The 13,209-nt window shown below is 63.6% G+C and carries 15 protein-coding genes; 2 read left to right on the top strand and 13 right to left on the bottom strand.

The window, feature by feature from the left end:
- Positions 1-16 precede the first annotated feature (16 nt).
- From AC07N6_RS01545 to ruvA, 3 genes are all read right to left on the bottom strand, one after another.
- Positions 17-859 carry a 2-keto-4-pentenoate hydratase gene (locus tag AC07N6_RS01545; protein ID WP_494780565.1) on the bottom strand — a complete coding sequence of 281 codons (843 nt, stop codon included), beginning with the start codon at positions 857-859 and terminating at the stop codon, positions 17-19.
- Between the two features lie 205 nt (positions 860-1,064).
- Positions 1,065-2,120, bottom strand: a complete 1,056-nt coding sequence (ruvB, locus tag AC07N6_RS01540; RefSeq protein WP_494780564.1) for a Holliday junction branch migration DNA helicase RuvB — start codon at positions 2,118-2,120, stop codon at positions 1,065-1,067.
- A 22-nt stretch (positions 2,121-2,142) separates the two neighbouring features.
- Positions 2,143-2,721, bottom strand: a complete 579-nt coding sequence (ruvA, locus tag AC07N6_RS01535) for a Holliday junction branch migration protein RuvA (RefSeq protein ID WP_494780563.1) — start codon at positions 2,719-2,721, stop codon at positions 2,143-2,145.
- Positions 2,722-2,841: 120 nt separating this feature from the next.
- Here ruvA and AC07N6_RS01530 point away from each other — a divergent pair, with 120 nt between their 5' ends.
- Positions 2,842-3,789, top strand: coding sequence for a DUF808 domain-containing protein (locus AC07N6_RS01530; RefSeq protein WP_494780562.1), 948 nt, complete (start codon positions 2,842-2,844; stop codon positions 3,787-3,789).
- Positions 3,790-3,845: 56 nt separating this feature from the next.
- Here AC07N6_RS01530 and ruvC read toward each other — a convergent pair whose 3' ends face one another.
- The 6 genes from ruvC to dusB form a co-directional block, all read right to left on the bottom strand.
- Positions 3,846-4,388, bottom strand: coding sequence for a crossover junction endodeoxyribonuclease RuvC (gene ruvC, locus AC07N6_RS01525; protein ID WP_141914600.1), 543 nt, complete (start codon positions 4,386-4,388; stop codon positions 3,846-3,848).
- A gap of 75 nt (positions 4,389-4,463) precedes the next feature.
- Positions 4,464-5,756 carry a branched-chain amino acid ABC transporter substrate-binding protein gene (locus AC07N6_RS01520; protein ID WP_494780561.1) on the bottom strand — a complete coding sequence of 431 codons (1,293 nt, stop codon included), beginning with the start codon at positions 5,754-5,756 and terminating at the stop codon, positions 4,464-4,466.
- Positions 5,757-5,808: 52 nt separating this feature from the next.
- Positions 5,809-6,459 (bottom strand): glutathione transferase, encoded by a 651-nt coding sequence (yfcF, locus tag AC07N6_RS01515; protein ID WP_494780560.1) that lies wholly within the window; start codon positions 6,457-6,459, stop codon positions 5,809-5,811.
- Positions 6,460-6,572: 113 nt separating this feature from the next.
- The gene (gene purH, locus AC07N6_RS01510; protein WP_494780559.1) at positions 6,573-8,153 is read right to left on the bottom strand and encodes a bifunctional phosphoribosylaminoimidazolecarboxamide formyltransferase/IMP cyclohydrolase; all 1,581 of its coding nucleotides are present in this window, start codon (positions 8,151-8,153) and stop codon (positions 6,573-6,575) included.
- A 100-nt stretch (positions 8,154-8,253) separates the two neighbouring features.
- Entirely contained in the window at positions 8,254-8,487 is a 234-nt protein-coding gene (locus AC07N6_RS01505; RefSeq protein ID WP_008117471.1) for a Fis family transcriptional regulator, read from the bottom strand.
- A gap of 177 nt (positions 8,488-8,664) precedes the next feature.
- Positions 8,665-9,681, bottom strand: coding sequence for a tRNA dihydrouridine synthase DusB (gene dusB, locus AC07N6_RS01500; protein ID WP_494780558.1), 1,017 nt, complete (start codon positions 9,679-9,681; stop codon positions 8,665-8,667).
- Here dusB and AC07N6_RS01495 point away from each other — a divergent pair.
- Entirely contained in the window at positions 9,632-10,063 is a 432-nt protein-coding gene (locus AC07N6_RS01495; RefSeq protein WP_494781290.1) for a hypothetical protein, read from the top strand. The two genes, dusB and AC07N6_RS01495, sit on opposite strands and share 50 nt — an antisense overlap.
- Here AC07N6_RS01495 and AC07N6_RS01490 read toward each other — a convergent pair.
- The 4 genes from AC07N6_RS01490 to tyrS form a co-directional block, all read right to left on the bottom strand.
- Positions 10,029-10,673 (bottom strand): histidine phosphatase family protein, encoded by a 645-nt coding sequence (locus tag AC07N6_RS01490; protein WP_494780557.1) that lies wholly within the window; start codon positions 10,671-10,673, stop codon positions 10,029-10,031. The two genes, AC07N6_RS01495 and AC07N6_RS01490, sit on opposite strands and share 35 nt — an antisense overlap.
- 37 nt (positions 10,674-10,710) lie before the next feature.
- Positions 10,711-11,352: a YbhB/YbcL family Raf kinase inhibitor-like protein gene (locus tag AC07N6_RS01485; RefSeq protein ID WP_494780556.1), complete on the bottom strand. Its 642-nt coding sequence runs from the start codon at positions 11,350-11,352 to the stop codon at positions 10,711-10,713.
- A gap of 78 nt (positions 11,353-11,430) precedes the next feature.
- Complete coding sequence (gene dtd / locus AC07N6_RS01480) at positions 11,431-11,889, bottom strand: D-aminoacyl-tRNA deacylase (protein WP_494780555.1); 459 nt, start codon at positions 11,887-11,889, stop codon at positions 11,431-11,433.
- A gap of 22 nt (positions 11,890-11,911) precedes the next feature.
- Positions 11,912-13,171: a tyrosine--tRNA ligase gene (gene tyrS, locus AC07N6_RS01475; protein WP_494780554.1), complete on the bottom strand. Its 1,260-nt coding sequence runs from the start codon at positions 13,169-13,171 to the stop codon at positions 11,912-11,914.
- Positions 13,172-13,209: the final 38 nt, after the last annotated feature.

Raw genomic sequence — 13,209 nt, 5'->3', positions numbered from 1 at the left:
GGCCTTGGCGCTGTATTCAAACGAAGGAGACGGTCAACCCCGGCAGGGTAACACCGGAAAACGCCGTGACCCAGGTCTGGCCCGGTTCGATCGGCAGGGCATCGGTCCAGGTGCCGGTGGTGATGATCTCGCCGGCCTGCAATTGGCGGAACTGCGACTGCTTCTGCAGCAGCTGGTGCAGGTGCCACAGGGCGTGCAAGGGGCTGTCCATCTCGTCGTTGCAAAAGCCCGCAGCGCGCAGCACGCTGGCGGACTCGGTGTTGCACGACAGCGAGACGGTGGCGCCGGCCAGGATCTGCGGCAGGTGGTGGCGCGTGCCGAACGACAGCACATGCGGCTCGCCGATGATCAGCGTGCCGTGCAGGCCGAAGGCGGCGATCGAGTCGGCCACCGTGAACTCCCAGTTGGCGTAGGGGCACACCACGATCTCGAAACCGTGCGCCATCCATTCCAGGCAGTCGGCCAGCTCGTCCAGCGTGGCGTCGGGCGCCGGCGTCTTGCCCAGCTTGAACACGATCTCGGGTTCGATGCGCGGCTGCACCGCGCCGGCCAGCGATTGCGTGCCGTGGTTGTCTTCGGCGAAGCGCACGGTGGTGTCGAACACCGGCGCCCAGATCGGCGTGCGGGTGTCGTCGGTGACGCCGTAGCGCGACCAGGACTTGCGCACCGAAAACCCGATCTTGCGCCCGACCGGCTGCTCGCCTTGCGCCACGCGGATGTTGCGGATGCTGTAGGCGATGTCGTAGGCGTCCTCGAGCGAGAGCGGCTCGTTCTTGGAGATCAGGGGGATTTGCTTCGAGTTGGCCCGCGCATCGAGCAGTTGATGCGCATAGCGGCTTGCTTGGCTCGACATTAGCATGACAGGCTCACATCGAAAGATAGTGAATAGCTATCCATTGTCAATGACGATTAGTTTTTGCACAAGTAAAAACTCGCCTTTGCAGTCTTTCAGGCAAAAATTTCACACGATTGGAATATTTCACGTAAGGCGTTCTTTCCGCCAGTGCAACAATCCATCGTCATGGCTTGTCTCGGACGCAAACCGGCGGCATGCCTGCACCGGCTCAGCCGCCCCACAGGTCGCCGTTGGGGCTGGTGCGCGGCGCGGCCACGCCGAAATGCTGGTAGGCCGCCGGGGTGGCGATGCGTCCGCGCGGGGTGCGCTGCAGGTAGCCCTGCTGGATCAGGTAGGGTTCCAGCACGTCCTCGATGGTGTCGCGCTCTTCGCCGATGGCGGCCGCCAGGTTGTCCAGCCCGACCGGGCCGCCGCTGAACTTGAACAGCACCGCTTCGAGCAGCTTGCGGTCCATCAGGTCGAAACCGACCGGGTCGACGTCCAGCATCACCAGCGCCGCATCGGCCATCGCGCGCGTGATCTCGCCGCGGCCCTTGACCTCGGCGTAGTCGCGCACGCGGCGCAACAGACGGTTGGCGATGCGCGGGGTGCCGCGGCTGCGCTTGGCGATTTCCAGCGCGCCGTCCTCGACGATGGGGGCGTTCAACAATCCGGCGCTGCGCGTGACGATGCGCGCCAGTTCGGGCGGGGTATAGAACTCCAGCCGGGCGACGATGCCGAAGCGGTCGCGCAGCGGATTGGTCAGCATGCCGGCGCGGGTGGTGGCGCCGACCAATGTGAACGGCTGCAGGTCGAGGCGCACCGAGCGCGCCGCCGGGCCTTCGCCGATCATGATGTCGATCTGGTAATCCTCCAGCGCCGGGTAGAGGATTTCCTCCACCACCGGCGACAGGCGGTGGATCTCATCGATGAACAGGACATCGTTGGCTTCGAGGTTGGTCAGGAGCGCCGCCAGGTCGCCAGCGCGTTCCAGCACCGGGCCGGAAGTCTGGCGCAGGTTCACGCCCATCTCGCGCGCGATGATGTGCGCCATGGTGGTCTTGCCCAAACCCGGCGGGCCGAACAGCAAGGTGTGGTCGAGCGCCTCGCCGCGCCCGCGCGCGGCCGCGATGAAAATCTCCAGCTGGCCGCGCACCTTTTCCTGGCCGACGTATTCGTCGAGCTGCTTGGGGCGCAAGGCGCGCTCGATAGCCTCCTCGTTGGCCGAAGCCGGGGTGGCGGCGATGATGCGCTGTTCGGAAAAATCGTCGGTCTGGATGCTCATGCGGTAATCCTATCCCTCTCCATCAGGCCTTGGACAAGGCCTTGAGCGCGTGCTTGATGCCGTCGGACACGCTGGCGTCCTTGGGTACCTGCTTCAGCGCCAGCGTCGCTTCCTTGTCGGAATAGCCCAGCGCCAGGAGCGCGTTGAGGATATCGGCCGAGGCATCGGAATGCGCGGCGCCGCCGGCCGCGCCGAGATCGGCGCCGAGCTTGCCCTTCAACTCGAGCAGCAGGCGCTCGGCGGTCTTCTTGCCGATGCCGGGCACCCGGGTCAGGCGCCCCGCTTCCTGCAGCGTCACCGCCTGCGCCAGGTCGGCTACCGACATGCCCGACAGGATCGCCAGCGCGGTACGCGCGCCGACGCCTGAAATCTTGATCAGCTCCTTGAAGGTGTTGCGCTCCTCGGCGGTGCCGAACCCGAACAGGATGTGCGCATCCTCGCGGATGGCGAGGTGGGTCAGCAACACCACCTTGTCGCCCAGTCCGGGCAGGTTGTAGAAGGTGCTCATCGGCACCGCGACCTCATAGCCGACGCCATTGCAGTCGACCAGCAGATTCGGGGGATTTTTTTCGAACAGGGTTCCGGAGAGGCGACCGATCATGGCATGGATGTGTTGGGCGTTGGTATCAACGATAAGCCGGAATGATACAGTACTGTTTGGATAAACAGTATCCCGCATCACCCGGCGACACCCGCCGCATTACATATAAAAAGGACAAGCATGGCAGGCAGCAGCTTCTTCGCACTGATCGACGATATCGCCTCGGTATTGGATGACGTTTCCGCAATGACCAAGGTCGCGGCCAGGAAAACCGCCGGCGTGCTGGGCGACGACCTCGCCCTGAACGCCCAGCAGGTGGCGGGGGTCAAGGCCGAGCGCGAACTGCCGGTGGTGTGGGCGGTGGCCCTGGGTTCGCTCAAGAACAAGGCGATCCTGGTGCCGGCGGCGCTGGCCATCAGCGCCTTCATCCCGTGGGCGGTAACGCCGCTGCTGATGCTGGGCGGCGCCTTCCTGTGCTTCGAAGGTTTCGAAAAGCTGGCGCACAAATACCTGCCGCACGGAGCCGGCGAACAACACCATGAGAGCGCCGGCGCTCCCGCCGAGATCGATCCCGCGGCCTATGAACAGGACAAGATCAAGGGCGCCGTACGCACCGACTTCATCCTCTCGGCCGAAATCATCGCCATCACCCTGGGCACCGTCGCCGGCGCGCCGTTGCAGCAGCAGGTGACGGTGCTGGTCGGCATCGCGCTGATCATGACGGTGGGGGTGTACGGCATCGTCGCCGCTATCGTGAAACTCGACGATGGCGGGCTCTACCTGCTGCGCACGGCCGGCGCCGGCACGCTCGGCCGCATCAAGCAAAAACTGGGGCGCGCCATCCTGGCGGCGGCCCCGGCCATGATGCGCAGCCTGTCGGTGATCGGCACCGTGGCCATGTTCATGGTGGGCGGCGGCATCCTGACGCACGGCTTGCCGTTCGCCCACCACGGCATCGCAGCGGCAGCCGCGGCCATCGCCGGCGTACCGGTCGTTGGTGGCGTGCTGGCGGCGCTGGCGCCGTCGGTACTCGATGCCGTGTTCGGCGTCGTCGCGGGCGGCGTGGTGTTGCTGGCGGTAGAGGCGGTCAAGCGCATGCTCGCCCTGGCAAGAAAATCGCAGCAATAAGGCCGGCGCACCGTCGTCATCCTATCCGCATGGCGGTGGCGACAGCAGCGGGAGCCTCAGCCCACCAGCCGTCCGCCGCGCATGCGCAAGCCCTTCTTCGCCAGCCCCGGCGCCAGCGTACCCAGGCTGGCCAGCACATCGCCGCCGTGCGCATGGCAGATCGCCACGCCCAGCGCATCGGCGGCGTCGGTGCCGGGCAGGCCCGGCAACTGCAGCAGCCGCGCCACCATTTCCTGCACCTGCGCCTTTTGCGCCCGGCCATGGCCGGCCACGGCTTGCTTGACCTGCAACGCGGTGTATTCGGCCACCGCCAGGTCGGCGCCGACCAGCGCGCAGATCGCCGCCCCGCGCGCCTGCCCCAGCAGCAAGGTGGATTGCGGGTTGACGTTGACGAACACCTTTTCGATCGCCGCGCAGTCGGGCGCATAAGCGCGCACCACTTCGGAAACGCTGTTGAGGATCACCTTGAGCCGCTGCGGCAGGTCGCCGTCGGGCGTCTTGATGGTGCCCGAGGCGATATAGGAAAGCTTGTTGCCCTGCTTGCGGATCACGCCGAAACCGGTGGTGCGCAAACCAGGGTCGATACCGAGAATTTTCATGAACCCGAACGTTGAGATGACTGCCGGGGCAGACAAGGCCTGATGATAATCGATCCTGAGCGGCCCTGAGCGGCCCTAATCGGCCTTCACTACCTCGACTACCTTCCACTCGGTGCCTTGTGACTCATACACGGTAAACACCGGATTATTCAAATTCCCCTCCCGATCGAACTCAATGGGGCCGGTCAGTCCCTTGAACTTTTCCTTGTGCAAGGTCTCCGCCAGCTTCTGCGGATCGAGGGAATTAGCGGACTTGATGGCCTCGCCCAGTATCTGCACCGCATCGTAAGCGCGCAACGCGCTGACATCGATGTAGGATCCCTGGAAATTCGCGAGATAGGCTTTTTCAAAGGACTTCCACTTGGCAATCTTGTCCCTGGGCTGGTCCGACTCCAGCGACAGGATATTGCCGACGTCATTGACCCGGCTCAGCACATTCTGGTTGTTCATTCCATTCATCGCATTCAGGAAGCGGGTGGTCAACCCCAGGCGCTTGGCGCTGACGATCATGTTGGCGGCCTGCAAATGCGTGCCGCCCCAGAAAATCGCATCGGCTTTGCGCTCCTTGATCTCCGTCAGCGCCTGGTTGAAGTCGGAAGTCTTGTCGCTCACGGAATAATGGCCGGCAATCATGCCGCCGGCGGTTTTGAAGCCATCGCTGAACTGGCTTGCCATGGCCATGCCGGACGGCGTTTTGTCATCGATGACGGCAATGCGGCGCAGCTTCAAATCGCGGTAGGCGTATTTTCCGAAGAGGATGCCGCCCTGCTCGCTGTGACCGAACATGCGAAATACGTTGTCATACCCGAGCTGCGTGAATTGGCGATTGGTCGCCCCGACCGACAGCTGGGGAATATGCTCCGCCTGGAAAATATCGGCGGTCGCAATGCATACCGTCGAACTGTGGCAGATCGCGGCCACGATTTTCCTCTTCAACAAATATTGCGCGGCCAATCTGCCGGTATTGGCGTTGAAACGGTCATCTTGCACCAGCAGCTGGAAATTGACCTTGACGTTGTTGACCTTGATGCCTTTCTGGTTCAGCTCGTCGATTGCCAGCTGTGCGCCATTGACCATGCTGACGCCGCGCTCCTGGTTGGAACCGCTTTGCGGCGCCAAAAATCCGATGGACACCGTGATTTCTTCCGCATGGCCCGGGACGGGGGCAATGCCGGTTCCGAAAGCAAACAACAGCAGGAACGCGCGCCAGAATCCGGCGCGCATGAGGCGAAATGACCAGGCCATCAAACTCCTCCCAAGGATAAAAAATCGCAGGTCATTATCCATCGAAAAGAACAAGATGACGCGCTGGCGGCACCTCAACGTACGCAAAACAACAGCGTCCGCTCCTCCGCTCGGGCCGCGCAAACATCCTGCCGGCAATTTGCGGCATCGCACACGCGGACATCCTCACGCATCCTCACGGCGTGGCCGCCTTCAGCGCCTGCGCCTGGCGCACCCATTGCTGCACCGAGGGACGTTGCCATTGACGCTTGGCGTACTGCTGCAACGCCGGCGGCAACGGGTCGCCATGCAGCGCCAGGCGGTTGAGCATCAGCGCCAGGTCGGTGTCGGCGATGCACCATTCGCCAAACAGGTTGTCCTTGCCGGCCAACAGCGTTTGCGCGGCCGCCGCGAGCTTGTCGGCCGCCGCCTTGGCCGCCGCCGACAAGGGCGCGAAACCCTCGCCATAGAACAGCACTTCGGTCGGCCGCTCCTGGCGTATCGGCATCAGGTCGCTGCGCAGCCAGGCCTGCACTTCGCGCGCCTTGGCCCGCTGGCGGACATCGGCCGGATACACCGCGCGGTGCGCCGGCGCGGGAAAGCGTTCTTCCAGGTATTCGGCAATCGCGGTCGACTCGGCTAAGTGAAACTCACCGTCCGACAAGGTCGGCACACGCCGCGTCAGCGACACGCTGGCGTAGCCGGCGCCCTGGTTCTGGCGCGCGGCCAGGTCGATCGCCAGCAACTCGAACGGCAAGCCCTTCTCGGTCAGGGTGACGAAGGCCGACATGGCGTAAGGGCTGATGAACTGGGCGTCGACGTAAAGCTGCAATTGCGGTGTGTTCAAGCGGTTTCTCCCTGATTGTCCGGCCTTGCTCGGATGTAGTCCGGATCCATCGACACATTAAAACAAAACGCCCGGCAGCGCCGGGCGTTTTTGATGTCATTGCCGCCGGCTGATCAGTGGCGGAAGTGGCGCGTGCCGGTCAGCAGCATCACCACGCCGCGCTCATTGGCGGCGTCGATCACTTCCTGGTCGCGCATGGAGCCGCCCGGGTGGATCACGCAGGTCGCGCCGGCATCCACCACCACGTCCAGGCCATCGCGGAACGGGAAGAAGGCGTCCGAGGCCACGGCCGAACCGGCCAGGCTCAGGCCGGCATTTTGCGCCTTGATCGAGGCGATGCGCGCGGAGTCGATGCGGCTCATCTGGCCGGCGCCTACGCCCAGGGTCATGCCGTTGCCGCAGAATACGATGGCGTTGGACTTGACGAACTTGGCCACGCGCCAGGCGAACATCAGGTCCTGCAATTGCTGCGGGGTCGGCTGCAGCTTGCTGACTACCTTCACTTCCGACGGCAGCACGTTCTTGGCGTCGGGCGACTGCACCAGCAGGCCGCCGCCGACGCGCTTGAAGTCGTAGGCATTCAAGCCGCTTGTTCCTTTATCCAACGGGATTTCCAGCAAGCGCACATTCTGCTTGGCGGCGAAGACCTTCCTGGCCTCATCCGAGAACGTCGGCGCGATCAGCACTTCGACGAACTGCTTGGCCACCGCTTCGGCCGCCGCGCCGTCCAGCGCACGGTTGAAGGCGATGATGCCGCCGAAGGCCGAGGTCGGGTCGGTCTGCAGGGCCTTGCTGTACGACTCCAGCGGGTTGGCGCCGACCGCCACGCCGCAGGGGTTGGCGTGCTTGATGATGACGCAGGCGGCCGTTTCAGCGGCGTCGAAGGTCTTCACGCATTCCCAGGCGGCGTCGGCGTCGGCGATGTTGTTGAACGACAGTTCCTTGCCTTGCAGCTGGGTGTAGTTGGCCAGCGCGCCGTCGATCTTCTTGACGTCGCGGTAGAACGCCGCGCTCTGGTGCGGATTCTCGCCGTAACGCATGTCCTGCACTTTTTCAAAGTGCAGGTTCAGGGTGTCCGGATAGGCGCTGCGGGTGGCGTGCTGCTTGTCCTGGCCCAGCGAGGTGAAATAGTTGGTGATGGCGCCGTCGTATTGCGCGGTGTGGGCGAACACCTTCTTGGCCAGCGCGAAACGTTTCTCGTATGGCAGATCGCCGCTGGCCTGCAGGTCGGCCAGCACGCCGTCGTAGTCGCTCGGGTCGCAGATCACCACCACGTCCTTGTGGTTCTTGGCCGAGGAACGCAGCATGGCCGGGCCGCCGATGTCGATGTTCTCGATCGCGTCTTCCAGCGAGCACTCTTCCTTGGCCACGGTCTGCTGGAACGGGTACAGGTTCACCACCACCATGTCGATGGTCGGGATGGCGTGCTGTTCCAGCGCGGCCATATGCTCGGGGAAATCGCGGCGCGCCAGGATGCCGCCGTGCACCTTGGGATGCAGCGTCTTGACGCGGCCATCCAGCATTTCCGGGAAACCGGTGTAGTCGGCCACTTCGGTGACCTTCAGGCCGTTGTCGGCCAGCAGCTTGGCGGTGCCGCCGGTGGACAGGATATTGACGCCCATGGCGGACAGCGCGCGCGCGAATTCGAGCACGCCTGCCTTGTCGGATACGGAAATGAGTGCTTGTTTGATCATGGTAGGCAAGACTGGAAAAGGAAGATGGGAACCTGAAAACCGTTGAAGAAATAAGTTGAATCAGTTGGGCCAGGCCGGCGCACGCGGCGCCGGCCTGCGGTCAGAGCAGACCGTGCTGCTGCAATTTCTTGCGCAGCGTATTGCGGTTGATGCCAAGGATTTCGGCGGCCTGCGACTGGTTGCCTTCGGCGCGCGCCATCACGGTTTCGAAGACCGGCTTCTCGACCGTCGACAGGACCATGTCGTAGACGTTGGTGGGCAGTTGTTCGCCCAGGTCCCGGAAATATTTTTCCAGGCTCTTCTTGACGACATCCTCAATGCTTTCTTTGCTCATTGCTTTGTGCTTCTGTTTTTATCGGCACCGCCGCGGCCGCACGCAATCTGACGTTGCGTCCCCCGTGGACTGGTTTGTTGCAGCAATGCCGTGCTGTTGATCAATTTGCGCGTCCTGCGCATCCGATTCGTTTCACTTACTGTTTCGCGAGAAAAAATTCCCACGACACCCGGAAAATCAGGCGGCAAGCGCTTCTTCGGAGAAGCCGTATTGTAACCGCTCGCCGTAGGCCGCCTGCCCCGCGAAGAAATTGCGTACCGCCCTGAGCTGTTCGGCGCAATTCTCGATGCGGTTCATGCCGCGCCGGAAATCCTCGCCGCCGGGCAAGTCGCGCACATACCATCCGATATGCTTGCGCGCCGTGCGCACGCCGAGGTAGTCGCCGTAGAACGCGTAATGCGCCTGCAAATGCTCGTCCATCAATTGCTCGACTTCGGTCACCAGCGGCGCCGGCAGGTAAGTGCCGGTTTCCAGGAAATGCGCGATCTCGCGGAAGATCCACGGCCGCCCCTGGGCGGCGCGGCCGACCATGACGGCGTCGGCGCCGGTGACGCGCAATACCTCGCGCGCCTTTTCCGGCGATGTGATGTCGCCGTTGGCCACCACCGGGATCCGCACCGCCGCCTTGACTGCCGCGATGGTGTCGTATTCGGCGTCGCCGCTGTAGCCGTCGGCGCGGGTGCGGCCGTGCAGCGTCAGCATGGCGATGCCACTCTGCTCAGCCCGCGCGGCGATCTTCAGCGCGTTCTTGTTGGCGCGGTCCCAGCCGGTGCGGAACTTTAGCGTCACCGGCACGTCGACCGCGCCCACCACCGCATCGAGGATGCGAGCCACCAGTTCTTCGTCCTGCAACAGGGCCGAACCGCACCAGCTGTTGCAAACCTTCTTGACCGGGCAACCCATGTTGATGTCGATGATCTGGGCGCCGCGCTCGACGTTGTACTTCGCGCAGCCGGCCAGCATGGCGGGATCGGCGCCGGCAATCTGCACCGCCTTGGGCTCCATCTCGCCATCGTGGTTGATGCGACGCGAAGTTTTCTCGCTTTGCCACAGCCGCGGGTCGGAAGCGGCCATCTCGGACACGGCATATCCCGCGCCCAGCTGCTTGCACAGCTGGCGGAAAGGACGGTCGGTCACACCCGCCATGGGAGCGACGAACACGTTGTTTCGCAAGGAATACGGTCCAATGTTCACGAATCGGATTGGGGGAAAAGCGGGGAAGGGCGCTATTTTAGCGCGATTGCAGGCCATGCCCAACTACATTCGGCCATCGTTACATCTCTGCGCGCGATTTGCAGCTGTTCAATTATTAGGCAACATCAACTTATTGCTCAAACGCCAATTCGCGCCATTGGGAATCTTTTGCGAATATCGCCAAAGCTTCCTGCAACAGCGTTTTTCAGCATGCAAATGGATGCGAACAGTGCCTAAAAAAGCGGCAAGCCATGCCGCGCTTCCCGACCTGAACAAAAAGCCGCCGTGCCGCTTGCGCGGACACGGCGGCCTTGCAGTCGCGGATTTGATGGCTGCCGGCGCCAGACTCAGCGATCGACTTCGTCCAGCGTCTCACGATTGAGGTGATCGATCTCGCCCCAGGAACGGATGCGGGCGCGCTCGCCATCCCAATGCAGCCGGTTGACGCTGGCGTTGAAGATGTCGAAGGTGCGCGGCTGCGCGAATTCGGTGCCGCTGGCCCAGTGGTGGATACATTCCAGCACGCCGCCGTGGGTGACGATGGCGACCTTGCGATACTTGCCGCCGCCGATGACGCGCTGCACGGCATCGACCGAACGCTGGTAGAACTCGCGCATGGTTTCGGCCCGGCGTTCGCCGGCCGGATAACGGGCGTCGGGTTCGCGCGCCTTCCAGACGCGATAGGCCTCCGGATATTTTTCCTCGATGTCCGGATGACGCAGGCCCTCGAAGGCGCCGTAGCAACGCTCGCGCAGGCCGGCATCGATGACCACCGGCAATCCTGCCGCCTCGGCCACCGCCTGGGCGGTGGCGCGCGCCCGCTGGAGGTCGCTGGCGAAAACGGCATCGATATCTTCGCCGGCCAGCGCCGCCCCCAGCGCCAGCACCTGGCGTTGGCCGGCTTCGTTCAGGGGGATGTCGATATGGCCTTGCAGGCGCGTGTCGACGTTCCAGTCGGTTTCTCCGTGGCGAATCAGCAGTATCTCAGTCATGCAGCGGTGCGCTCTTTGTTTGTTGAAGAAACGGCCTTCACCTGGCCGCGGATGGGTTGAGCCAATACAGGCCCTGGACCGATGCCTGTTCCAGCACATGGTCGCGCAGCGCTGTCAGCACCACCGCCCCCTCCAGGTTGCCGGTCAGCGGCAGTTGCGCCACATCCAGCGCGTACAGCGTGAAGATATAGCGATGCACCAGTGCGTCGTTCCACGGCGGGCAGGGGCCGTCGTAACCGAAGTAGTCGCCGCGCATGTCGCCATCGCCGGCGAACCAGCCGGTGTAGTCGTTGATGCCCTGGCGTGCGCCGGGCATGGTATCGCCCAGCACCGCCGGCCCCGGCTTGCCGCGCGCGGTCACGCCATTGCTGAACTGTCCGGCCTTGATCTGCGTGACGGCAGGCGGGATATCGACCAGGGTCCAATGGTAAAAATCGACCCGCGGCAGATCCAGCGGCACGGTCTTGCCTTCCTGGTTGACGTCATCGCCGCGCGAAGGCACGTCGGGGTCATGCATCACCAGCGCCAGCGACTTGGTGCCGGCCGGCAGCTCGCTCCAGGCGAAGTGCGGGTTGCGGTTGGAAGACAGCGCGACATGGGTCTTGGGATCGGCCACGGCGAATGCGAATTCGCCGGGGATGGTTGCGCCGTCCTTGAAAGAATCGCTCCAGAATTTCATGTGACCTCCTGAGAAAAATGGCCGGGTTTCAAACGCCATACCTTGCTGAGATGGGGATGAACACGGCAGCTACAATCCCTAAGCCCCCTTGGGCCTGACCTGCAACCAGAACGTCACCGGGCCGTCATTGGTCAGCGACACCTTCATGTCGGCGCCGAAACGGCCTGTACCCACGCGGTCGGCGCCATGCCGGGTGCGCGCCTGCCCGACGAAATGCGCGAACAATTGCCGCCCGACATCGGGCACCGCGGCCGGCGTGAAGGACGGCCGCGTGCCGGAATTGGTATCGGCCGCCAGCGTGAACTGCGGCACCAGCAAGAGGCCGCCTTGCACGTCGGCAACGCTGCGATTCATCTTGCCGGCCTCATCGGCGAATACCCGGTAGGCCAGCAGCTTGCCCAACAAGGCATCGGCTTCGGCCACGGTATCGTTGCGCTCGGCGCACACCAGCACCATCAGGCCGGCATCGATGGCACCGATGGTTTCCCCATCCACTACGACAGCCGCCTGGCTGACTCGTTGCAACAAAGCGATCATGCGCTGTTGTACTGTGCCGCGCTTACGCCAGTGTGACGCGCGCGAACTTGCGCTTGCCGACCTGCACCACGAACTGCCCGGCATCGACTTTGAGGCCCTTGTCGCTGACTGCCGCGCCGTCGATGCGCACGCCGCCCTGCTCCACCATGCGCAAGGCTTCCGAGGTGGAGGCGCACAGGTTGGCTTGCTTGAGCAGTTGCCCGATGCCCAGCGGCGCGCCCGTCAGGGCCACTTCCGGGATATCGTCCGGGATGCCGCCCTTGGAACGGTTGACGAAATCGGCCAGCGCGTCGACGGCGGCCTGCTGCGAATGGAAACGGGCCACGATCTCTTGCGCCAGCGCAACCTTGATGTCGCGCGGGTTCTTGCCGGCCTCGACCTCGGCCTTGAAGGCGGCGACTTCCGCAATCGAGCGGAACGACAGCAGGTCGTAGTAGCGCCACATCATCACGTCGGAAATGCTCATCACCTTGGCGAACATGGTGTTGGCCGGTTCGGTGATGCCGATGTAGTTGCCCTTGGACTTGGACATCTTTTCCACGCCGTCCAGGCCTTCCAGCAGCGGCATGGTGAGGATGCACTGGGGTTCCTGCCCGTAGTCCTTCTGCAGCTCGCGGCCGACCAGCAGGTTGAACTTCTGGTCGGTGCCGCCCAGCTCGAGATCGGACTTGAGCGCCACCGAGTCGTAGCCCTGCATCAGCGGGTAGAGGAACTCGTGCACCGAGATCGGCGTGCCGTCCTTGAAGCGCTTGGTGAAGTCGTCGCGCTCCATCATGCGCGCCACGGTGTAGCGCGAAGCCAGCTGGATCATGCCGCGGCTGCCCAGCGGGTCGCACCATTCGGAGTTGTAGCGGATCTCGGTTTTGGCCGGGTCCAGCACCAGGCTGGCCTGGGCGAAATAGGTCTTGGCATTGACTTCGATCTGCTCGCGCGTGAGCGGCGGGCGGGTCGCGTTGCGGCCGGACGGGTCGCCGATCATCGAAGTGAAGTCGCCGATCAGGAAGATCACCTGGTGCCCCAGGTTCTGCAACTGGCGCATCTTGTTGAGCACCACCGTGTGGCCCAGGTGCAGGTCGGGCGCGGTCGGGTCCAGGCCCAGCTTGATGCGCAGCGGCTGGCCGCTTTGTTCGGAACGCGCCAGCTTCTGCGCGAACTCGCTTTCGATCAGCAACTCGTCCACGCCGCGCCTGGCGATCGCCATCGCCTCGCGGACTTGATCGGAGAGCGGCAAGGATGAGCTGGAAGCGGCTTGGGCGGCGGGGATAGACTGGTCTGCGTTCATCGATATAACTAAAAAATAGGCTTTGTAGGACAGTGCTG

It is taken from the genome of Herbaspirillum sp. GW821-FHT09A12 (genome assembly GCF_059418325.1).
Note: the sequence above shows the minus strand (reverse complement) of the source record. Positions and strands in the feature narration are given on the sequence as shown.

Coding starts and splice junctions, on each gene's coding strand:
- AC07N6_RS01545 (WP_494780565.1), bottom strand. CDS start 859: ATGCTAATGTCGAGCCAAGCAAGCCGCTATGCGCATCAACTGCTCGAT.
- ruvB (WP_494780564.1), bottom strand. CDS start 2,120: ATGAGCATCCAGACCGACGATTTTTCCGAACAGCGCATCATCGCCGCC.
- ruvA (WP_494780563.1), bottom strand. CDS start 2,721: ATGATCGGTCGCCTCTCCGGAACCCTGTTCGAAAAAAATCCCCCGAAT.
- AC07N6_RS01530 (WP_494780562.1), top strand. CDS start 2,842: ATGGCAGGCAGCAGCTTCTTCGCACTGATCGACGATATCGCCTCGGTA.
- ruvC (WP_141914600.1), bottom strand. CDS start 4,388: ATGAAAATTCTCGGTATCGACCCTGGTTTGCGCACCACCGGTTTCGGC.
- purH (WP_494780559.1), bottom strand. CDS start 8,153: ATGATCAAACAAGCACTCATTTCCGTATCCGACAAGGCAGGCGTGCTC.
- AC07N6_RS01505 (WP_008117471.1), bottom strand. CDS start 8,487: ATGAGCAAAGAAAGCATTGAGGATGTCGTCAAGAAGAGCCTGGAAAAA.
- AC07N6_RS01495 (WP_494781290.1), top strand. CDS start 9,632: ATGGGAGCGACGAACACGTTGTTTCGCAAGGAATACGGTCCAATGTTC.
- AC07N6_RS01490 (WP_494780557.1), bottom strand. CDS start 10,673: ATGACTGAGATACTGCTGATTCGCCACGGAGAAACCGACTGGAACGTC.
- AC07N6_RS01485 (WP_494780556.1), bottom strand. CDS start 11,352: ATGAAATTCTGGAGCGATTCTTTCAAGGACGGCGCAACCATCCCCGGC.
- dtd (WP_494780555.1), bottom strand. CDS start 11,889: ATGATCGCTTTGTTGCAACGAGTCAGCCAGGCGGCTGTCGTAGTGGAT.
- tyrS (WP_494780554.1), bottom strand. CDS start 13,171: ATGAACGCAGACCAGTCTATCCCCGCCGCCCAAGCCGCTTCCAGCTCA.